This window comes from Paenibacillus sp. 1011MAR3C5 (assembly GCF_003591485.1).
Taxonomy (GTDB): Bacteria; Bacillota; Bacilli; order Paenibacillales; family Paenibacillaceae; genus Pristimantibacillus.
The window spans coordinates 60,495-80,708 of record NZ_QZCF01000004.1 but is presented as its reverse complement, the minus strand read 5'-3'; the positions used below and the strand labels follow the sequence as shown (position 1 = coordinate 80,708).

The window sequence follows — 20,214 nt, the reverse complement described above, 5'->3', positions numbered from 1 at the left end:
GATAAGGTTGGGATTACAAATTCGCCAGCAATCGGGCACGTATATCGGCTAACGTATGCGTACGAACCAGCTTCCCGTCTACAAATACATCCTCCAGCAAATCCGTTCCTTCAAACTGATTATACTGCTCCATGCTAAGGTTATCGATGAAGGTCATTATTCCGTCCTGCTCGATGACCCGGACCAAGCCCGTTTGCGATTTCTTCATCTTGTTCGTGTCGGTTGCCGGGTCCTTGTAAATTTTGCGTTCTTCGCCGTCCACCACCGTAAACGTCGACTTTAGCGCAAATCCGAACGTATCTCGCGTATTATATTGGTACGTAAACGAACCGATGCCGTACACCATGTTCGTCGAAGCAAAGCCTTTCTCGGCCAGCTTCTCGCAAATCTCCCGGCAGCGGTCCAGCGTGATCGCATCGCCATAGATCGCTCCGATGTGGCTATCCAGCTGCTTGTAGCCGCGCTCGGTAATCGTTCCGCCAAAGATGTCCCACAGAATCTCAATGACCCCTTTGCGCGCAAACGGATGCTCCGAGTCAGGATCGCCGCACAGAATGAGGACGGGATCACCGCTGTCAGGCCGGATGACAACCCTGCCATCCCGACTCAGGATATCTTCCTTAAGCCCGCGAATGACGACATCCAGCACGCTCCACAAATCCCATGTATCCGATACGATCGATACGAATCCGCTTGGATACACTTCCTTGATCAAGTATCGGTACGAGGCCATCTCATCGCGGCCATGCGCGCACATGACGCTATGCTCGGTAGCCGGAATCGACGTGCCGATCAGCTCTGTCTCCATATTAGCATGATAATGGTCCTCAAGATACAGAATGGCCGGGATCGTATCCGTGCCGGTGAACGACAAGAGATGTCCGGCGCCGCTGCCCTTCGCTGCTTCCAGCGAGCCCATGCCGCGCATCGAGAAGTCATGTCCCTGGAACGGAACGCCTGCTGTATCTCCATTCGTGCGAAGCGCATAGTCCTGGAGAATTTGGCGGTATTCGAATGCAAGTGTAGCGCTGTTCGTCGGCAGCCAAAGCTGGCACGACATTAAGGTTTCCAGATAGTTCGTCAGCCAGAAGAACTCCGGCTTCGTATTCTCGATTGTCAGCATCGGCACTTTGATCGGCACCAGGCTGCCTTCCTTGACCGCTTTGATGCGAATCGGCAAGTAACCCAGTTCATGAAGCTGAGCAATATGAGCGGCATCAGGATCGGCAGCACCTAGCGTAAACTGAATGATCCGCTTATATTCGCGCACCACTTCATCTTGGGTCCGGTTGAAAAAATGATGATTAAAGTACTCGATCAGATAATCTTTGATAAAGGCTTGGAACCCGAAGGCTACGACATGATCAATACCGGCCAAGCGGCTCGTTCTCGCCGTCCAAGTCGAATATACGAGCTCCGTGTCTTTTGGATATTGGTTTTTATGGCTTACTTTATAGAAATCACAAAGCAGCGTGGCTGGGTATACGTAAGTGTTGCTCATTTGTACATACCTCCGATTGGGAACATTTTGATTAGGTCCGTGCCGGTCTGGCTAAGAATGGTGTCTGTCGTATACACCCGGTCGATTAAGCCGGATGCGGGAAGCTTACCCTTGTAGATCGAATCCTCGCAATGACTGACTAATAGATATACTTCCGAAGCGCCGAGCTCGCGCAGCCGTTCTGCGCTTAGCAGAAACGTACCGCCGTAAGAGCATAAATCATCTACAATAATGGCTTTGAACCCTGTCTCCCCGACTGTTCCGACAACATCCAGATGCTCGATCTGCCCCGTCTCGAAATTTCTCTTCTTAAATCCTACCAGCTGTCTGTAGCCGCCCAGCTTGCCGTACCGCTTCTGCGCTCCCGCATCCGGGAAAAACAGATAGTCCCTGCCCGTCTGGAAACCCGTCTCCTCCATCACTTGCTGGAGCAAATCACCTGTAGGATAGATAGCTTCACTGCGATGAATGAGCGCCGTGGAGACATCCGAATGCGGCTCGATAATGGTGACACGCTCAAAGTTCATGGCATTAATCATATGAGCTGTATATTTCAAGGTGAAAACGGAGCTTCCTTCGACCCGGTCCATTCGGCTGTAAGGCATATAGCTGATTATGAGCGATGCCTTGTAACGATGATCATCGAGAAAGCTCTTCACGAACAGCAGCTTCAGCAAATCGCCGTCGGTCTCGTATTTGAAGCTGATCCGATTCTCAGACTCTGCAAGCTTCAATATATGCTCCCCGTCCACCCGGGTTTCACCGTTCGGGTAAGTCATGAACGTCAGCTGCTCTCCATTTAATGCGATCATGTTGATCACGCTCCTGCCGTTGGTTTGATCTTAATTAATAACTTCATCTTGATATTATCATAATGACATTATTAAAGGTTGTCAATAGGTTTTTTTCAAGGTAATGCCCAAGATTCGTTCAACTTACATGGCTGGAATACAAACTGCGCAAGACCTATCCTTCCGATCGCTGTTGTATCCAGATTCCTTGAATATCATCAAAGGGGGGAATCCGGATACAAATGCGAACGCTGACGCTTCTCCAGGATAGGTCTTGCTCCGTTTGTTTCTACCACGTACATTTAAAACCCATATACCTCTTTGGACAATCACAACTTTGTCTCCACTGTCATGTTGAAGGGATTCCTTAATCAACTAGTACCTACATGCGCAAGACTATCCCGCCTTATCAGCGAGCCTGCTCGCCCACCAGCTTCCAGTCAGAGGCTGTATAATGGCCCATATGCCATAAGGAGACACCCTTCAGCCCATAGAATTTGGCCAGCCATACTTTTTTGGCAATGCTTTGTGTGTTTTCATAATAGATTAAATGAGTGCCTCGCTCATCTGCAAAGGTAATCTGGTTCAATAAATGCGGCATCATCCATTCGCTCTTCACACCAGGCATCGCCAGACGCTTTTCTACGTCTTCAATGGACGGTTTTAATACGTTGGAAGTTACGCCGTCCGCTGTCATCCACTGATTGGCCTGCTTCGAAATCCCCATGACCAGCTTCTCCTTCGGGATCGATTGCAGCGCGGTCTGAACTGTATCATTCACAAGCTGCAGCGGTGCTGAAGGAAGCTTGCTCTCGCTATGCGTGAAATCATAAGCCATTAGAATGACCGTATCCGCCAGCTTGCCGATCGCAGCCAGATCATAGCCCATGTAGTAATGGGTCGGCGGAACCGCAACGGACAATGTGTACGACGATCCCATCTGCTCCTTCACTTCTTGCAGAAATGCAACAAAATCTGCAGCGCTGCCCGCTTCCTTCAGCCCCTCAAAATCAATGCTCACTCCGGTGAACGAGTTGGTTGGATTGTTAAGCGTAGTCAGCAGAGATTCAATAAAAGCGGTCTGCGCAGGCTTGTCCTTCAGAAATTCCTTCAAATTCGCATGATTGTAAAACACCATCAGTTCCTTGCCAAGCCCCGCCTGATCGGCCTTGTCCAGTACTTCCTCATACCCTTTCGGTATGCGGTACTCCGTCGTTCCGGTATTCAGCCTGGCAGCTCCCGAACCGCTATACTCCAGATTCGACCAGCCGAGAATAACATCCCCAAGCTTATCCATATGCTGAATCGCCGGATAGGATAGAAGTGCATAATAGCCTGTAAAATCGATCTTTTGCTCCGATACACGCTTGTCGATCAAGCGATAAATCACCGCCGCAGCTTGCTTGCGGATCAGCGGCTCCCCAGGCTTAAAGCCCGCAGCGTCACCCTCCATAATGCCGCGATGAGCCGCATAATAGACATAAGGCCGCATGGTCTCGCTTATAGCTTCCCGATCCTTAAAGCTGCGAGCGTCCCGCTCCTTCTTCCAATCCGTAGATAACCACTTCTCGCGCGTCTCCGGCTTCTCGGCATCCAGCAGCGACTGGCCAACCAGCATCGCCACTTCTTGTCTGGTAATCGTCTGTGCCGGAAGAAATGCTCCCTTCTCGTCCAGCAGACCGCCAAGCCACTCACGCTCAAGCGCTGCCGAAATGTATGAGGCGGACCAGCGATCCTTCGCTACATCCTTCGGCAGCTTGCCTGCAGGAGCATCCGTCTCCAACTGACTGGCCATCACCAGCAGCTTTACAAATGCTTCCCTTGAAAGATCCACATTCGGACGGTAGGTCCGATCCTCGTAGCCATTAATAATACCCAACGCCGACAGGGTGTAGATCGGCTCTCTGGCGTAATCATTTTCCTCATCCTTAAACGGCAGAAGCTGAACATTGTACGCGAGTACGCTATTAGCCCATAACAGTACAAGCGCCATGGTCCATAACGCTGTTTTTTTGAACATGTAATCCCGTTCCTCCCTATCATTCTAAAATCTATCGAGCCTATTCACTGTCATGTAATAGACGCAAGTCCATTCTAAGTAGTTACAGGATTGGACAAATTAATAGAGTACGGGACATTGACACCCCAATACTCCGGTGTATATTACCTGAAAGCACAACATATCTAAATAAAATAGGGCGCGACACTGCGAAGTGTTGCGCCCTTTGTTTGCTTTGACACGCATTTAATGAAGCTTAAGGATCCTGATATTAAAGAGCTGCTGCGGCGCGAGGAAATTAAACTGATCTCATGGAGGAACATTCGGGATTGGCAAAGGAAATTGGACAAGCCCCTATAAGGAGCTCTATTCGCTTGTATAAAACTCAAACTCCTTCAAGACTGCATGACTGGCTATCATCCTGCTTAAGTGCTCCAACACTTCAGGCTTGGCCAAAACATGACCGTTGCGATTCAATAGCATCCATCTAAGGATGCTCAGCGCTTCATAAAGATCAAGCTCCTGCTGCTGCATTTCATGCGCTACCTTGCTATAAGCCGAACGAAAATGATTGGCGTGCTGCTCTGTCAGATAGAGCCGAAGTAAAAAATAAGACCAGGCAAAGTCATATCTGGGATCTCCCAATTGTGCGTTTGTCCAGTCTATGACCGTGTAGCGCTCCCCGTCCTCCACTATATTTTCCGGATGAAAATCTCCATGAATAATTCGTTCTTGCTTGATTTGAACTTTTGGCAGGATAAATCGAAGCGCCGAAGCAATATCGGGTTGCGCATCCAAGCCTTGAAAGTGATAGCCGACAAAATCATATTGTGGCAGATTCAACCCTTCTATGTCGTTCGGATTAAGCTGATGCAGCTGTGCGAGAAGACTGGCAATCGCCTGCATCTTCTCTGGCTGCAACGGATCAACAGATATGCCATCATAAGCGGTGAGCAGCGCATGCGCCCCGCTCGGCATTCTGCCCCAACCCAGTGGCCGGGGCACAGATATTCCGCGCTCGAATAAAACGCTCAACAGCCGGTATTGAACCGACACATCAGGCCTGGAGTGCTTATTCCAAATTTTCAGGATATAGCTGCCGTACGCATTGGAATGAAGTCTTACGACTTCAGCTTCGAAGCCCTGTTTCATAGGAGATGTTGTAAGGGTGTCACTTTGCCCCAATAGGCTTTCCAGTTGCCTCGTCTTCTCTACCCAATCCACTGCCGCTAATGCAACACCCATGTGAAACCCTCCTAGTGACGATTTTAAACCGGCTGACGCCGCTCAGATTCGTGCCAATTTGTCTGGATTTCTCACGAAGTAAATATGCTGGATACGATCTTCCCGCATATCCAGCAGCACGACCGTCTCCACCCTATCGCCAGATCGAATGACCAGTCCGGCCTGCCCGTTTATTCGTTCCATCGCCAGCTGCGCGCGCCCTTCCTCCACCTGCATACTGCGGATAAGTCCAGCCAAAAACCGCATGACGCGCTCGCTTGATTCAATTGGATGTACAGCCGCCACCGCTTTCCCGCCCCCATCGGATATGAGGGTCACATCTTCAGCCAGCATAGCCGTCACCTTCTCCACATGATTCTGCTGAAGCGCCATGAGGAAGCGGGCGATCCACTCTTCACTCGCGCCTTCAACCGGAGCAAGCTCCTCTGCTGAAACTCCTGATACTCCCATCTTCGTCCTTGCACGGCTGAGCAGCTTGCGGCAATTCGCTTCGCTCATCTCGATCATCGACGCAATATCTGCATAGGAGAAGCCAAGCGCTTCCCTCAGCACGAACACCGCACGCTCGGAGGGAGACAGCCGCTCCAGCAGAACCAGCATCCCATACGACAGCAGCTCATGCTGAAGGATAGAGTCGTCGATTGACTCATAAGATGCGAGAACCGGCTCGGGAAGCCACGGCCCAAAATATTGTTCCCGCTTCTTCCGTGCTGACCTTAGCACATCCCGGCAGCGATTGGATGCCATCCGGCATAGATAGGCCTTAGGATTGTCTAGATCATCGAGCACTCCTGCAGCATACGCCTTCAGAAAAACATCCTGAACCACATCCTCTGCATCGGAGACGGAGCCTGTCATCTGATAAGCAAGTGCAAATAACAGTCTTCTATATTGCTCGTATAGCTTTTGCATGCCGTCACATCCATTCTATTATCCGTTCTGCCGCTGCTATAGCTATTGGAAGCTCGCCGAATCCCATGTAAACTTCCTTAGAGCCCAGCCCAGCTTGCCCGTAATCACAAAATCAATCCCCCACTTGCGCGTCCAAGCCATTCCTTGCTCCGGTCCAAGGCCAAAGCAGAAGGAATCCATATACGACTCATGCTCGGGAGCCCGGCGACCCTCCAAATCCGCGACAATAATTCGTCCAAGCCTTACAGCTTGTGCGATAGCTTCCTTGCAGGTTTTCCCGTCTGCCCGGCCGCTGGCCGCATCTGTGATGTGGGCGCAGTCGCCAATACTATATACCCCTGGCGCGCCATTCACCCGATAGCTTCGATCTACCATAACATATCCTTCCTCATTAACGGGAAGCCCCATTGCCTGGAGTGCCGGATTAGGAAGCAGGCCTAGTGTCCATATGCATAATCCTGCTCGAGCTGTATCACCGGTGGACAGTGTCAGTACGCCTTCCTTCTCTTGCAGCACCTTGCAGCCATGTACCGCGCTAACCCCGCTCGCCGACAAATGACGCTCCAGCTTCTGCCCTACCTTCTTCGGGCCTTCAGGAAATAGCCGGTCGATCGCATTGTAGAGATGAATGCGGACATCGTCTTCAAGAAGGCCTCTGTTGCGCGCTTCCGCTCGAGCATAATGAGCCAGCTCCGCCGCTGTCTCCATTCCGCTTATACCCGCTCCCGCTACGGCAATCGTCAATAGCCGCTGACGTTCTTGCGAATCAGACTCCCGGGCCGCCTTCTCCAGATTATGCTGCCAGGTCTCGCGAATGCGCCGGGCCGAATCCAGATCAGCCAGCGCGATCCCCCCTTGCTCGGAAGCAGGCTGCCGCACTACGCTACCCAATGCCGCCACAAGCATATCGTAGCTGATCGACTGAATGCCCCCTTGAAGGTCCTGTACCCACACCTCTCGCTTCTGCGAATCAATGCCTGTAACGGTTCCTTGAACAAATTTTACACCTTCGGGAAATAACTCCTTGAAAGGCACTTTAATGACTGATTCTGCTGTTGCAGCAGGCTTAAAAAGCAATACTTTGCGTATGTGCTCGCTCTGCTTGTCAATCAGAACAAGCCTTAGCGGTCCTTGGTCCCCGCCTGCCTTCCATACTTTCAAAATTGCTTTTACTGCATGAATGCCAGCATATCCTCCGCCAATGACGATACATGTTTTCCCGTTCATTGCAACCACTCCTTTTTATCGGCTGCATATGTAACGAGATACGATTCATTTTTGTGACAAAGGCGCCTTGAGGAATAGGATGACTCTTCTTAAATGTAAGGTTCGTAATCCAGTTCAAACGACGCTTTTGTCTCTTCGCGGGTTGGAATGTCTAGAAATTCAATGCTACCGATTTCCAAATGCAAGAAATCTTCGTTTAGTATGTATATACTTTTTTCTATTTCTCGTATATCCCATGCCGAAGAATGTTTTGAGAACATGGAGATATATACCGGCCTATGTCCATGTTCATTAACTGGTGCATCATGCTCAACTTGATTGGCGAGATCGCCCTTATCTCGAGGATATATAAAGGAATAGGCTACTTCGCTGCTACCTTGCAAAAATGTCTCTATCTCCTCAAAGAGTTCCCTATCCTCTTCCCGATCAAGCTCATGCTCCAACATATGCCTTAAACAGGGCTCCGTCGATATATCGAAATAACCCAGCATGAGGTTGCGTTCCTTGTCAGCATATAAAGAAATCTCATCATTACAGCTCTTTTCGCAAAAACCATAAACGCCATACCAGAATAGAAAATGACGCACGTTGACATATACGGTTTTCATCGTCATAACCCCCTCCATCTAGTGAAAAAGCGTTATAACTACCATACCATAAAGCCCGATTATCCCCCACATAATCCCTTATAATTAAAAACCAGCTAATGTTTGTCAAGCATTGGTGACTTGGTCTTACGAAGAAAAATTGATATAATCTCTTTACACGCCAAATAACCTCCGTTGGCGCGGAGGGTGTTGGTTAAATATGGTTTAAACGGTATAGGGTGTACCCTTCTTCAAGATGGCATAAATGTGATGCAGTAGCTTGTCGGCGCAAGCAATCACTGTCACCTTATAGGGCTTGCCCTCTTTTCTTTTTTTATCGTAATACGTCCGTAATTTTTCATTCGTACTTCCCCTAATTCCGCACTGTACAGCCAAATACAGCGCTCTGCGTAACCGCTTAGATCCACGCTTGGTTATACGGGTGCTCGTCGCCATAAACTGACCAGAGCTATGCACTGTTGGATCCAGTCCGGCGTAGGCGACAAGCTGCTTAGGTTCCCCGAACTGACTAACATCGCCGATCTCTGCGAACAATGCGACCGCTAGCCTATCTCCGATTCCGGGTATGGTTTTCAATAATTCTATTTCTGGGATTTCCATCGCTTCTTCTTGAATCTTCTTTTCTAATTGACTGAGTTGTTCCTGCTGAGCAAGCAGAACTTCAACTATGCATAATAATGCTGTCCTTTGAGAGGCGCTTGACTTGCTTAACGTCGGCATACTTTGAATGCGTTCCACTTTCGCCCGAATCCATGCTTTCCCGTGCGAAGAGCCGGCTGTTTCCCGAATCACTTCTTCGGTCACGCTGGTCTCACAAAGCAAAAGACGCAGTACTTGCAATGCTGTTTTGGAAAACATATCCCGAAACACGCCTTCGTATGCCGGACAAGCCTGATCCAACAGTGCCCTCGCATTTAACTTAGACTGTACAAATTGTGACGTCATAAATTCATGCTGCCGTGTGAGATGCTGGATCTCCGTTATTTTGTCCGCCCATCTGCGATGTGGTTGCACGTCGCCACGGCAATACATTTCAGCCAAGTGCCAGGCATCCGTTGCATCCGTCTTTACTTTGCGTAGTTGTGTGCTCTTCGAACGTTTGGATAGGAGCGGATTAACGATGAAATGCATGATGCCCATACGTTCCAAGTAGGCGACAATAATACGATGGTAGTGCCCCGTTGCTTCCAGAACAACAACAGGCCGTTCCCCTGTCAGTTCCTCTAGTCGGCGAATCACATCGCCAAGTCTCTCGAACTCGTCTTCGGTATGGCTGATCTGTTCAGGTTTTCCGTACACCTCATTGCGCTTCACAAACGCCTGAAATACACTCGCTCCTTTAGCTACATCGAGTCCGATTACTGCTTGCTTCCATGTCATCTCCTCCTGTTGCTCGTTTAGCCGGCAATCCCACGATGGTTCCAAACCCATAGCTTCGCTTGTGATACGAGGTCAAAAGCCTCAACCAGCTCAAACATGGTCATTGGGGATAGTGGGAGAACAGTTTTTTTGACGGGGTCAGAGCCCCTAAAAGCCCTGCGTTCTCCCGGCTACCGCCATCGTATACCGACCATAAAAAAAGGCCAACCAGTAATAACTGGCTAACCTGATAATACGAAAAGCCCTCTCCAATAAGAGAGGGCTGCACAAACGTGCTTAATCATGTTTATTCCGTTGATTCCGGATCATATTGGAGGAATACATCTCTGCCTTCCATATGTGAGAAGTATATTAATTGTCCATTCATCCAGAATCGGGTGTGCACGGATTCTATATTTGCACCTAGCACAACTTCGGAGAGCACCTGTTTCTTTTGACGCTTCAGATCATATACAACGATGTCTTCATTCCCATTAATCAACATCTCTACTGCCACATATCTCTGCTCCGAGTCCATGATCATGAGATGTGTCGTATCTGTCTCTCCGAGCGATGCAATCTCCGCAAACTTCTTGGTGTCTGACTCATATTTCAATAGATCCATTCGACTCTGTTGCTGCTTTTGCCGGTTAAGCGTAAAGTATACATCCCCTGTTGTTTCCTCATACACCAAGCTGTAAATATCCCCATTAGTCCAGTCCCCTTCAACTGGCAGGTCCTTCAGCGCAAATTTGAACTGAGAAGCGTCATTATCGGCTGTTAGAGCAACCTCCCCATTGGAGAAAGAGATAACTTGATTGTTTATTTCCTCCATAGCATCAATCAAATACCCCCTATCGCCTTTGGACAGCCAATAGCGAGTGGATTGAATCTCATAATAAGGGTCTGAGTAAGATAAATACGTATTGGCATCTACAAATGTTTTTCCGTTCTCTTGGCCACTGTTTAAAATCCTGTATCCAACCTGGCGAGGGCTTGTTCCTTTCAGATACCCCGGATCATAGCTAAAAAAGCTATGGGCAAAATCTTCATCCCGGTAAATTAGCGCTTGAATGGATCCGGCTACTACCTCTTCCGGACTAGCAATTTTGTCGGAAACCTCGAATTGCATCAGCTTTTTCCAGACTACATTAGTATGAAATACTTTGTAGGCAAATAATTGCCGGCTGTCACTGCTCCACACGGGTTCTTCAAAGGTATAGCGCGGCTGCTGCTTGCCTTTAATAAGCTGTCCGGTATTAGGGTCCCACGCATCAGCCAAGCTATTGCGAGTCACTTGCTTGCTCGTCTTGAAATCGGAATCCGCTACCCAGATGTCCTCAAGCGCAGGTTCTCCTTGGGTTTTAACGTAAGCTATATAGGCGCCGTCATTCGATATAGCCGGATACCGCCCTGAATCCAGCACCTTTTCTTGTCCATTGTCCAAGTTTTTACTTATAATTTTATTTTCGTTCTCGAACAGAATCGACTTCTGATCAGCCAGATAGGATGGGTATTCACCAACCGCAATTTCCTTCACAGAGTTACTCTTAAGCTCAAGCTCTATGATTCGGCTTTTCGCCTCATGCCCCCCCGTTTCCTTCTGCACGAACAATATCCTGGAGCCGTCCGGCGACCATGCAGGAGTCTCCAATCTTTCCTGAGACGAAGCTCTCATAAGAAGATTGCGACTGCTTTTGCTATCGATTTCATATAATCTTAAGCTTCCATCCTCTACATAAACCAGTTCCTTGCCGCTCGGAGATACCCGAACAAATTCAATATTGCCGGCAATCAATGGATAGAGACCCTTCTTATCATAAGCGTATAGTCCTCTGTCCTTAAGCGGAAGGTAGACGATACCGCCATATTCCGCCATGCCTGAGCTGTTCTCCTCTCCTAATTGCTCCAATAAGGAAAAGGATTGGCTAAAATGCAGCGTTGCCGCTTCTGCCCTTGGAACAGAGCTATTGTTAAACCACATGTTCCCTGCAATAACCAAACAGAGTATTAGAGCGACGGTGCCTGCCCATATACGGCGAGAACGTCGCAGCCTTACAGGCCGTTGATTAAATGTTGGGCGAAGCTCCGCTTTCAATTGCTCATTGACAGGAAGCTTGCTCTTAAAATCCTCCATGAGCACATCCAACTCCTTGTCGTTCATTTCAATACCTCCATGCACTTGTTGATCGACAATGCCATCTTTTTTCTAATCCGTTGAACCTTTGTTTTAAGCCACAGCTCGGCCTTTCCAATCACTTGGCTTATCTCGGAATATTTCATTCCGGCAATATATTTCAGGTTGATCATTTCACGTTCATCCGGTGCGAGAGCGAGCAAGGATTTCTTCAAGCAATCATGCTGGAGATTGATTGTCTCCATGAGTTCACTTATTTGTGTGTAACCCAGCACCTCAGGATCATGTCCGTATACCCATTCTTTTTTCTTTCGATAATGATCTATAACAGTGTTGCGGGCAATGGTGAACAGCCACGGCTTCACTCGCCCCTCATCCACCTGTTGATTTCGATAATGCTGAAAAGCTTTTCGAAATATTTCGCTCACGAGATCATCCGTGTCCCATCTGTTTCCGGTTTTATAAAGCACAAATCGATAAATATCATCAAAATGCTCGTCGTAGACAGCAACGAATGGATCGCTCACTTGCTTGCACTCCCCTTTCCATAAGTATTAACGGGACCGATTCAAAAAAGTATCATTAACTATCCAAACATAATAAAAAAGACACCGCTAAGGGTCTGCGGGGACATGGCTTCCTCTACGACTATTTTATTAGATAGATCTACCAAAGCAGGAAAAATGATTATATAATAGGATATCGATATCATTAGAAACAAGACTTTCGCCTCAGATTGATAGGTCTTTCTACCATTATCGTTAAACGATAGTCCAGGGTCGAACCTCTCCTTCTAGCTACTGCTGGTTTCAGTGAGATCTACTATAATTAAGGAGACTGGACATGAAAAAGATCACCCTTATTTCGCTGGCGGCTATTGTATTAATAGCTTGTGCAGCAGGCTTCACCATTTGGAAAATGAACGACGACAAAAAGAAAAAAGAGCTTGCTGTCTTGGCCGATCTTGCGGCTATTCAAGCTCAAGTCACTTCGCTCTATCAAGACTCACAAAAATCAATTCTGGCTGAAAGCACAGATAATGCAAAAATTAATGCGGTAAACGCATTGTTTGAAGGCTATCAAGGAAAAAAACTTTCCGATGAAGCAGCCGCGTTACTGGAGCAGGCTTCTCTAGATATGGATTTTGTTGAAAAGATGTTTTCTCTCAAACTAGAGGTTACGGGTATCTTTGATGCCAATGGCGCAGCCAGTGAGACAGCTGACTTGACGCTCCTCAAAGAACAGCTGGATGCATTAAAGGCTGATAAGCCTGCCTTTGTAGACGAGCAGATGATAATGATCACTGACGCAGAAGCTCAAATGGAACAAATTCAAACGACAACCAAGACCGTTGAGGCACTGTTCGCATCGCCTGAAAAATCTGCTATAAAGGACGCCCTTACTCAAAAGGAAATCGACGATGCAAAAGCGAAGGTCGCAAGCATTAAACAAGAACAAACCAAAACCGTTCTACTGGCCTCTGTTCAGAGTGCCGATGAGTTACTCCAAGCAAAAATAAAAGCCGAGGCTGAAGCGAAAGCAAAGGCGGAGGCGGAAGCCAAGGCTAAAGCTGAAGCGGAGGCCAAGAAAGCCAAGAAGAAATCGGTGGACATTTCAGAGTGGGTGCCTTACAGTACTGGAGATCCGGCTACACTGCTGAAAAATTTGTTGTCTGGCGATGTGGTTGAATATAACGGGCAGTATTATGCTTCACCAAGGCTGTTTAATATGCTAAAGAACCAAGAGGTTGTTTCTATCACCGAAATATCCTCAGAATAGATCTCTAAAGATACATTGAAAAGCGGCAAATCCAGACTATCTGGTTTGCCGCTTTTGTTAGTACATTATCTTATCGCTCGTTTCCCCTACTAAATTCACTCAATATTTTACCTGCCCGCAACTAACACACAGCTTCGTATTCGGCGTACGCAGAGGCTTGCCGCAATTCCCGCATGGGGGACCGAATAAAGAGATTCGATGATGCATGATCGCATTATGATGGATTCCCGCGACACCTGTCAGCCGTTCATATTCCTTAACAACGGGACTGAATCTCTCACCATAGAAAGCTGACTCATCGGCAATCCATACTCTTCTCTAAACACCCCATCATTCTTCATAGCATCACCAAAAAGCCGATCAATTTGGGCACATTCCTCTTCATCCAGCATAGGCATGTCGCTTTTGCATCGCCAGCACCACATTATCTTCTTACTTGTATCTCCAGACTTTCAAGACAATAGCATTATCGCACTTTCGAGAATTTCCTCTCTTACATCCTTAGACAGCTCATATCTATCATAGGTCAAAGCGTGCGGGTTCACTTCTACCTTTTTCCCTGCGCCCGCTTCTTTCTTGATAAATCGTTCGATTGCAGCAATTGGATTCGATGCTTTTCCAAGCAGTAAAGCCTTTATCTGCTCGAGCAACCGAAGTTGGTTTACATCCTGAAACTGCAGATGTCTTATAAACTTATTACTCCGCCCATTCAAAAAATCCTCCATTTGCCTTTATCGCCTTCCCTTCTAAATAAACATCGTTATTCAACTTTCTCAAAAAAAAAGCAGCCACTTCATGGCTGCTTCTTTCGAATTATTTGAACTACCCTTTAACCGAACCCGCCGTCAATCCTTTAACGAATGACTTATAGGTAAAGAAGCCGATTAGAATAGGCACGATTACAACCATCGTACCTGCCGCCGACATCTTGCCCCAGAAAAAACCTTGCTGCGTCATGAACTTGCTCATATATACCGGCAGGGTTGCGGATTGGGTAGCCGTTGCCGTTACGGCAAAGAAAAACTCATTCCACGTGACAACAAAAACCAGCAGGGCGGATGAGATGATGCCGTTCTTCACAAGCGGCAGCATAATCTTGAAGAAAGTACCCGCCTTCGAGCAGCCGTCAATTGTAGCCGCCTCTATAATTTCACCGGGAATCTCCTTAAAGTAGGTCGTACACATCCAGATCATCAAAGGAATTCCCGCTCCTGTATTCAACAAAATCAACGCAAACTTTGTATCCAACAAATGAGCCTTCGCCAACAAAATATAGATAGGCGTTATCACGGCTACCGCCGGCAAAAAGATGGTCGTAATAAACCAGAAGTAAATACTATTCGCTTTTTTGATACCGGAATAGACTAGCGCATAAGCGGCAAGCACGCCTAGTACAGCCGATACGATAACCGTACCAAAAGTAATTTGCACAGAGTTGGATAAATATTTGAAAAATTCGGGAGTGACAACAGCCCGATAATTGTCCAATGTCGGTGTAAAAGCTAAGGATGGAACGGCAACCTGGCTTTCAAATTTGAAGCTGGACAAAAACATATATAGCATAGGGAAGAGCCACAATAATACGATCACATACGCCATTGTTGTCAACAGATTTCTATTCAATCGTCTACTCATTTTTCTCACCGCCTAGACTATGTTCATATATTCTTCGAGTTGTTTTTATTCATAAAGCCATAGAATCTTTGGACAACAATAAGCGTAAGGGCAACGGTAACGACAGCTATTGCTGCGGCGGTTCCCACGTTCCAGTCATAGAACAGCGCCTTATACGAATAGTATGGCAAATTGCTTGACGAGCTGCCCGGACCACCGGATGTTGTGACATAAATCAATCCAAAAACCTTCAAAATATTAATTAATCCGAGTGTCATAGCGACATTAATGTGATCTCTAATTAACGGTAATTGAATGTGCATTAACAGCTTCCAGCCTGTAGCCCCGTCTATTTTGGCGCTTTCTATAATTTCAGACGGCATGTTCTGAAGCCCGGACATAATGATAAGGAAGAAGAACGGAGTCCACTGCCATATAATCAATAACATGATGGTAAGCAAGGCATATTTGCCAAAGAAATCAATGGGCGCTAGCCCCAGCGCATTGGAGATATAATAATTGAGACCAAGCGACGGGTTCAGCATGAGCGTTTTCCATATGATCCCGACTACCGCTTCCATCACAAAATAAGGGATAACAAATAACGTTCTGAGCAGGTTCACGCCCTTAAACTCACGATTGAGCATCAAGCCGAATAAGATGCCAAGCACCGTACAAATCGTTAGACCAATGACAACAATGAGCAAGGAATTGAATATAACCTGGTAGAACTGGCCATCCGTCAATATTTTCTTGTAATTGCTGAATCCAGCGAAATTTATGCCCAGATCGGGTCTCTTGACGTTCCAGCTAATAAAGGAATAGATAATGGTAAGGATAAATGGAATCTGGGTTACAATTCCTACAACAATGAGTGCCGGAAGAATTAATAATTTGCTCTTATCGCCCTTTGTAGTCATCATTCTTCTCCTCTTGTCTATTAATAAAATTACTGGTACGTACCTCGCACGTACCAGTAATTTTGGAGAGTGAAGTTCTATGGTTTACTTCGCATATTCTCCCGCATCAGCTACATCCGTCAATACCTTTTGCCCTTCTTCCAATACGGCGTCAATATTTTTTTGACCGACCAGATAGGAAGCAAGCAATTGTGCGATTTGTTCGCCCCACGATGAGTATTCAGCCATATTCGGAATGGAATTGCCTGTATACGGTGTCTTATTGATAGAAGGATTAAAGAAATCCACCTTCAGGATCGCTTCTTTGGTAATATCCGCAAAATCACTAGCCTGCTTATAATTTTCATTGTCATACGTGGATACGCGGGTGCCGGATGGCGTGCTTTCCCAGCCCTTCTTCTCGCCTACCAGGTTGATGTACTCCTTGCTTGTCGCCCAAGTTAGAAATTGGAATGCCGCTTCTTTCTTCTTGGAGGACGCGTTAATTGCGATGCCCCATCCGCCAATGGTATTGGTGGCATCTTGCTTCACTTGAAGCGGCGCCATTGCATAGCCGATTTTTCCCGTGACAAAGGAATCCTTGGAGTTGGCAAGCGTGCCGGCAGATACGCTGGCGTCATACCACATTGCCGCTTTTCCAGTAGACATTAGATTCAGCGCTTCTGTATAGCCTGTCGAGGTAGGTCCTGCTTGTCCCGCATCAGCTAAAATGTTCTTATAGAATTCGATGGCGTTTTTCATCTCTGGCGTGTTGAATGTCGCCTTCCAGTCCATATCGTAGTATTGCGCCCCAAACGCATTGGCGATTGAGCTGAAAATAAACATGTTTTGTCCGCTGCCAGGCAAGCCTCTTAGCGCAATACCGGCAATACCTTTATCCTTGTCTTGTGCCGCTACAGCCAGCTCGTACACTTGGTCCCATGTTGGATTTTCCGGCATCGTCAAGTTTTTCGATTCAAAAATCTCTTTGTTGTAGAATAGCAGAGTTGTCTCTGCGTAGAATGGCAGCGCTCCCAATCCTTTTGATTCAGAAGACAGCGAGTCTCTGACTACTGGAAAAACATCCTCCAGGTCATAATTCTTTTTGTCCTCCTCGCTCATGCCATTCAGCAAACCATCCAGCGGCTCCGTCCATCCATTGTTCAAATAAACGGCTGAATCCTGAGCACCGATTGTAAACAGATCATATTGTCCGCCGCCTAAACCAACATCCTGCGTAATTTTAGAACGAATTTCGTTTTCAGAAAGAACGGTATAATTCACTTTTATGCCTGTTTTCGCTGTGAAATCAGAAGTCATCTCTTCCATAATGACCATATCATTGTTATTTACGGTGGCGATATTCAGCTCTACATCATCTTTTGCATTTTTCTCGTTACCGCCCGAGCATCCGACTAACAGGGTTCCTGCCAAAGCAATGATCGAGATCAAACTAATTGCATACTTAAACGGTTTCTTCATACATAGACCCTCCATTATATGAAATAAGAACAACTGCATGATGCGTTTCTTCCCCGGCTTGTCTCTGTTCTCACCCCTTTCATGACTACCCGTAGTGGGTTTCAATGAAATCAATAATGTCGAGCGAGTCCATATACTTCTTCACAACCATCAACCCGGCCCCTTCCAACATGCCCCCCTTTTCATAGCTGGAGAAGCGAATATCAATAGAGTCCACGATTTCTTCCGGCAGGTCATAGCTTAAATTAAGCTTTAATTGCGCCAGTAATTTGGGCGAACTGACAATCATATCGCCGAAAACAATCGTGTCCGGGTTCAGGATGTACAGCAGATTTTTGATCCCGTAGGAAAGAAACCAAGCCATCTGATTCACTGCCCATACGGCCAGCTCATCGTCCTTCTCGTAATAATGATAAATATCGCTTATTGTGGAACGCTCATGCAGCTGCGAATGAGGAAACTCATGCAATCTCTCTTCCACTGACCGGATTAGATTGATCGGAGCCGCATACCGCTCCAGGATGCCAACCTTATTGAATTCATTGCGTTTGGCATTAAAGTTGATCCCCATATGTCCGATCTCACCCGCGATTCCGTTCTTGCCGCGGATTAGATTGCCGTCAATAATGATGCCTCCGCCAATCCCATCCCCCAAATTGAGGTACATCATAATGCCTTTGGTAAGACCTGTTTCCTCTACATAGTCTCTCCATTCTCTTAATGCAGATACGTTGGCATCATGGTCGATAAATACGCTCAGTTGCGGATATTTGGCTTGAATATGCTCTTGGAAATCGACCTTCGAAAGCTCCGGCATATCATATACCTTCGCAATCGTTGTGTGATTAAAGGTCATAAGCGGTCCGACGATCGCTATTCCGATGCCTAATACCTTCTTCCCTTCATCCATGGCGAGCATTTGGTCTATTCCCTCATAAATAATCGCCAATATGGAAGCTACAGGTGTAGTCTTATCGATTCCGACCATGCTTTTATGCAGCACGGCCGCGTGAATATCGCACAAAGCGAATTCTATGGCATCGCGGTTAATCCTTACAGCCATCGTTGCCACATCATCCAGAGTCAGCGTTATTCCTGTAATTTTGCGCCCATTATCCGATAATATCGGCCCTTGCTCCTTAACCACGCCCATCTCGACAAATTCATTTACGATATTGGTTATGGTCGCTTTATTCAAGCCGCTCTTGGCCGCCAGCATCGATCTTGAGATAAGCCGGTGTCTTAGCAGCAAATTCAGTACCAACCCTCGGTTGGCTCTTTTTACTTCATCTATATTTTGCGCTCTTTTCATTTGCCCTCCGTTCTGTTTATTATATAAACTATTTTGGCTTATAAAATTTACATGATTAACTCTTTTCTTTTCGACAACTTGAATATATTACACACTGGAAGCGTTGTCAACTCCTTTGACCCCGTTTTTTGCGTGATTATATCAAGTTTTTTGTCGAATTAAGTGGGAACAACGAATCCCTCATTAAATTTTTTCGACCAATATAGTTTACATGATAAACTTTATAATTTATGATATGGATATATTTTATCATTAATACTAGCTGAGATGAGGAGAAATAGAACATGGGCAAAACAATGAAGGTAGCCATTATGAATACTGTAGGGAGACTGGATTTTGAGCAAAAGCCGATTCCTCAAGTGAAAGACGATGACGTGTTGATCAGATTGGATTATGTGGGAATCTGCGGTTCAGATATGCATCTGTTTGAAAACGGTTTTATTGGAGAAAAGCATGTAACTGAACCCATTGTGCTTGGTCATGAGCCAGGCGGAGTCGTAGAGGCCGTCGGAAAAAATGTAACGGAGCTAAAGCCCGGAGACCGTGTTGCTGTAGAGCCTGGCATACCTTGCTATAGATGCGATTATTGTAAATCGGGAAAATACAATCTTTGTCCAAAGGTATATTTCTATGCCTCGCTTCCCGTGCTGGAAGGCTGCTTTGCTGAATACATTGCCCACCCTGCCGACCTATGCTTCAAGCTTCCGGATAACGTAAGCACAATGGAAGGAGCGATGATGGAGCCTCTTGCTGTCGGCATGCATGCCGCGCTGCAATCCGGCGCTCAAGTGGGAGCATCTGCCGTCATATTAGGCGCGGGTGCGATCGGACTGTTAACGATGCTTTCTCTCAAAAGCATGGGTGTGCACGATATTACGGTCGTTGATCTGGTGCAGAACCGTCTGGACAAAGCCAAGCAATTGGGCTGCGCGCATACCGTCAATGCCAGCGAAATCAATGCAATTGACACCGTCATGGCGCTTACGAACGGCGAAGGCGCAGATTATGTATTTGAAACAGCGGGCTCCGAAGCGACGATATTGCAATCGGCCAAGCTGACGAAGCGCGGCGGAACGATCGTTCTTGTAGGCTACACCAGCAGCGGCAAAGCACAGATGCATGTCAACCATATTGTTGATAATGAGATGACCATTAAAACGGTCTTTCGTTACCGCAACATCTATCCGAAGGCCATTGAAGCCGTGTCCAAAGGAATTATCCCGCTAAAAGATATTGTTTCCGATGTTTTCGAATTTGACCGCATTCAAGAGGGTATGGAGAGAGCGATTCAGCATAAAGACAAGGTTACAAAATGCGTCATCCGTATTCGCTAACCGCATCCCCTCTAG

The 20,214-nt window shown here is 46.9% G+C and carries 17 protein-coding genes; 2 read left to right on the top strand and 15 right to left on the bottom strand.

What is annotated here, in order from left to right:
- Window positions 1–13 precede the first annotated feature (13 nt).
- From D3P07_RS14135 to D3P07_RS14090, 10 genes are all read right to left on the bottom strand, one after another.
- Window positions 14–1,501 carry a nicotinate phosphoribosyltransferase gene (locus tag D3P07_RS14135; RefSeq protein ID WP_119800887.1) on the bottom strand — a complete coding sequence of 496 codons (1,488 nt, stop codon included), beginning with the start codon at window positions 1,499–1,501 and terminating at the stop codon, window positions 14–16.
- Window positions 1,498–2,313, bottom strand: a complete 816-nt coding sequence (locus D3P07_RS14130) for a ribose-phosphate diphosphokinase (protein ID WP_119800886.1) — start codon at window positions 2,311–2,313, stop codon at window positions 1,498–1,500. Before D3P07_RS14130 ends, D3P07_RS14135 begins: the two co-directional genes overlap by 4 nt.
- Before the next feature lie 388 nt (window positions 2,314–2,701).
- Window positions 2,702–4,312, bottom strand: a complete 1,611-nt coding sequence (locus D3P07_RS14125; protein ID WP_119800885.1) for a glycosyl hydrolase family 18 protein — start codon at window positions 4,310–4,312, stop codon at window positions 2,702–2,704.
- Window positions 4,313–4,657: 345 nt separating this feature from the next.
- Window positions 4,658–5,536 carry a phosphotransferase family protein gene (locus tag D3P07_RS14120; protein ID WP_119800884.1) on the bottom strand — a complete coding sequence of 293 codons (879 nt, stop codon included), beginning with the start codon at window positions 5,534–5,536 and terminating at the stop codon, window positions 4,658–4,660.
- Window positions 5,537–5,578: 42 nt separating this feature from the next.
- Window positions 5,579–6,448 (bottom strand): RNA polymerase sigma factor SigJ, encoded by an 870-nt coding sequence (gene sigJ / locus D3P07_RS14115; RefSeq protein WP_119800883.1) that lies wholly within the window; start codon window positions 6,446–6,448, stop codon window positions 5,579–5,581.
- Between the two features lie 42 nt (window positions 6,449–6,490).
- Window positions 6,491–7,675 carry an NAD(P)/FAD-dependent oxidoreductase gene (locus D3P07_RS14110; RefSeq protein WP_119800882.1) on the bottom strand — a complete coding sequence of 395 codons (1,185 nt, stop codon included), beginning with the start codon at window positions 7,673–7,675 and terminating at the stop codon, window positions 6,491–6,493.
- An 89-nt stretch (window positions 7,676–7,764) separates the two neighbouring features.
- Window positions 7,765–8,283 (bottom strand): hypothetical protein, encoded by a 519-nt coding sequence (locus D3P07_RS14105; protein ID WP_119800881.1) that lies wholly within the window; start codon window positions 8,281–8,283, stop codon window positions 7,765–7,767.
- 204 nt (window positions 8,284–8,487) lie between these two features.
- Window positions 8,488–9,663, bottom strand: a complete 1,176-nt coding sequence (locus D3P07_RS14100) for an IS110 family RNA-guided transposase (RefSeq protein WP_119800880.1) — start codon at window positions 9,661–9,663, stop codon at window positions 8,488–8,490.
- Window positions 9,664–9,949: 286 nt separating this feature from the next.
- Complete coding sequence (locus tag D3P07_RS14095; RefSeq protein ID WP_119800879.1) at window positions 9,950–11,806, bottom strand: PD40 domain-containing protein; 1,857 nt, start codon at window positions 11,804–11,806, stop codon at window positions 9,950–9,952.
- Window positions 11,803–12,306: an RNA polymerase sigma factor gene (locus D3P07_RS14090; protein WP_119800878.1), complete on the bottom strand. Its 504-nt coding sequence runs from the start codon at window positions 12,304–12,306 to the stop codon at window positions 11,803–11,805. Before D3P07_RS14090 ends, D3P07_RS14095 begins: the two co-directional genes overlap by 4 nt.
- Before the next feature lie 316 nt (window positions 12,307–12,622).
- Between D3P07_RS14090 and D3P07_RS27070 the strand changes: the two genes are divergently transcribed.
- Complete coding sequence (locus D3P07_RS27070) at window positions 12,623–13,558, top strand: toxin Cry1Ac domain D-VI-related protein (protein WP_182914327.1); 936 nt, start codon at window positions 12,623–12,625, stop codon at window positions 13,556–13,558.
- 452 nt (window positions 13,559–14,010) lie between these two features.
- Here the strand turns inward: D3P07_RS27070 and D3P07_RS14075 are convergent, their stop codons facing one another.
- The 5 genes from D3P07_RS14075 to D3P07_RS14055 all read right to left on the bottom strand — a co-directional run bounded on the left by D3P07_RS14075 (window position 14,011) and on the right by D3P07_RS14055 (window position 18,865).
- Window positions 14,011–14,283 (bottom strand): hypothetical protein, encoded by a 273-nt coding sequence (locus D3P07_RS14075; protein WP_119800876.1) that lies wholly within the window; start codon window positions 14,281–14,283, stop codon window positions 14,011–14,013.
- A 97-nt stretch (window positions 14,284–14,380) separates the two neighbouring features.
- Window positions 14,381–15,193: a carbohydrate ABC transporter permease gene (locus D3P07_RS14070; RefSeq protein ID WP_119800875.1), complete on the bottom strand. Its 813-nt coding sequence runs from the start codon at window positions 15,191–15,193 to the stop codon at window positions 14,381–14,383.
- 23 nt (window positions 15,194–15,216) lie between these two features.
- Window positions 15,217–16,095, bottom strand: coding sequence for a carbohydrate ABC transporter permease (locus tag D3P07_RS14065; protein WP_119800874.1), 879 nt, complete (start codon window positions 16,093–16,095; stop codon window positions 15,217–15,219).
- Between the two features lie 81 nt (window positions 16,096–16,176).
- Window positions 16,177–17,553, bottom strand: coding sequence for an ABC transporter substrate-binding protein (locus D3P07_RS14060; RefSeq protein ID WP_182914326.1), 1,377 nt, complete (start codon window positions 17,551–17,553; stop codon window positions 16,177–16,179).
- 85 nt (window positions 17,554–17,638) lie between these two features.
- The gene (locus D3P07_RS14055; protein ID WP_119800872.1) at window positions 17,639–18,865 is read right to left on the bottom strand and encodes an ROK family protein; all 1,227 of its coding nucleotides are present in this window, start codon (window positions 18,863–18,865) and stop codon (window positions 17,639–17,641) included.
- A gap of 284 nt (window positions 18,866–19,149) precedes the next feature.
- Here D3P07_RS14055 and D3P07_RS14050 point away from each other — a divergent pair, with 284 nt between their 5' ends.
- Complete coding sequence (locus D3P07_RS14050; protein ID WP_119800871.1) at window positions 19,150–20,199, top strand: NAD(P)-dependent alcohol dehydrogenase; 1,050 nt, start codon at window positions 19,150–19,152, stop codon at window positions 20,197–20,199.
- The last annotated feature ends 15 nt before the right edge of the window (window positions 20,200–20,214 follow it).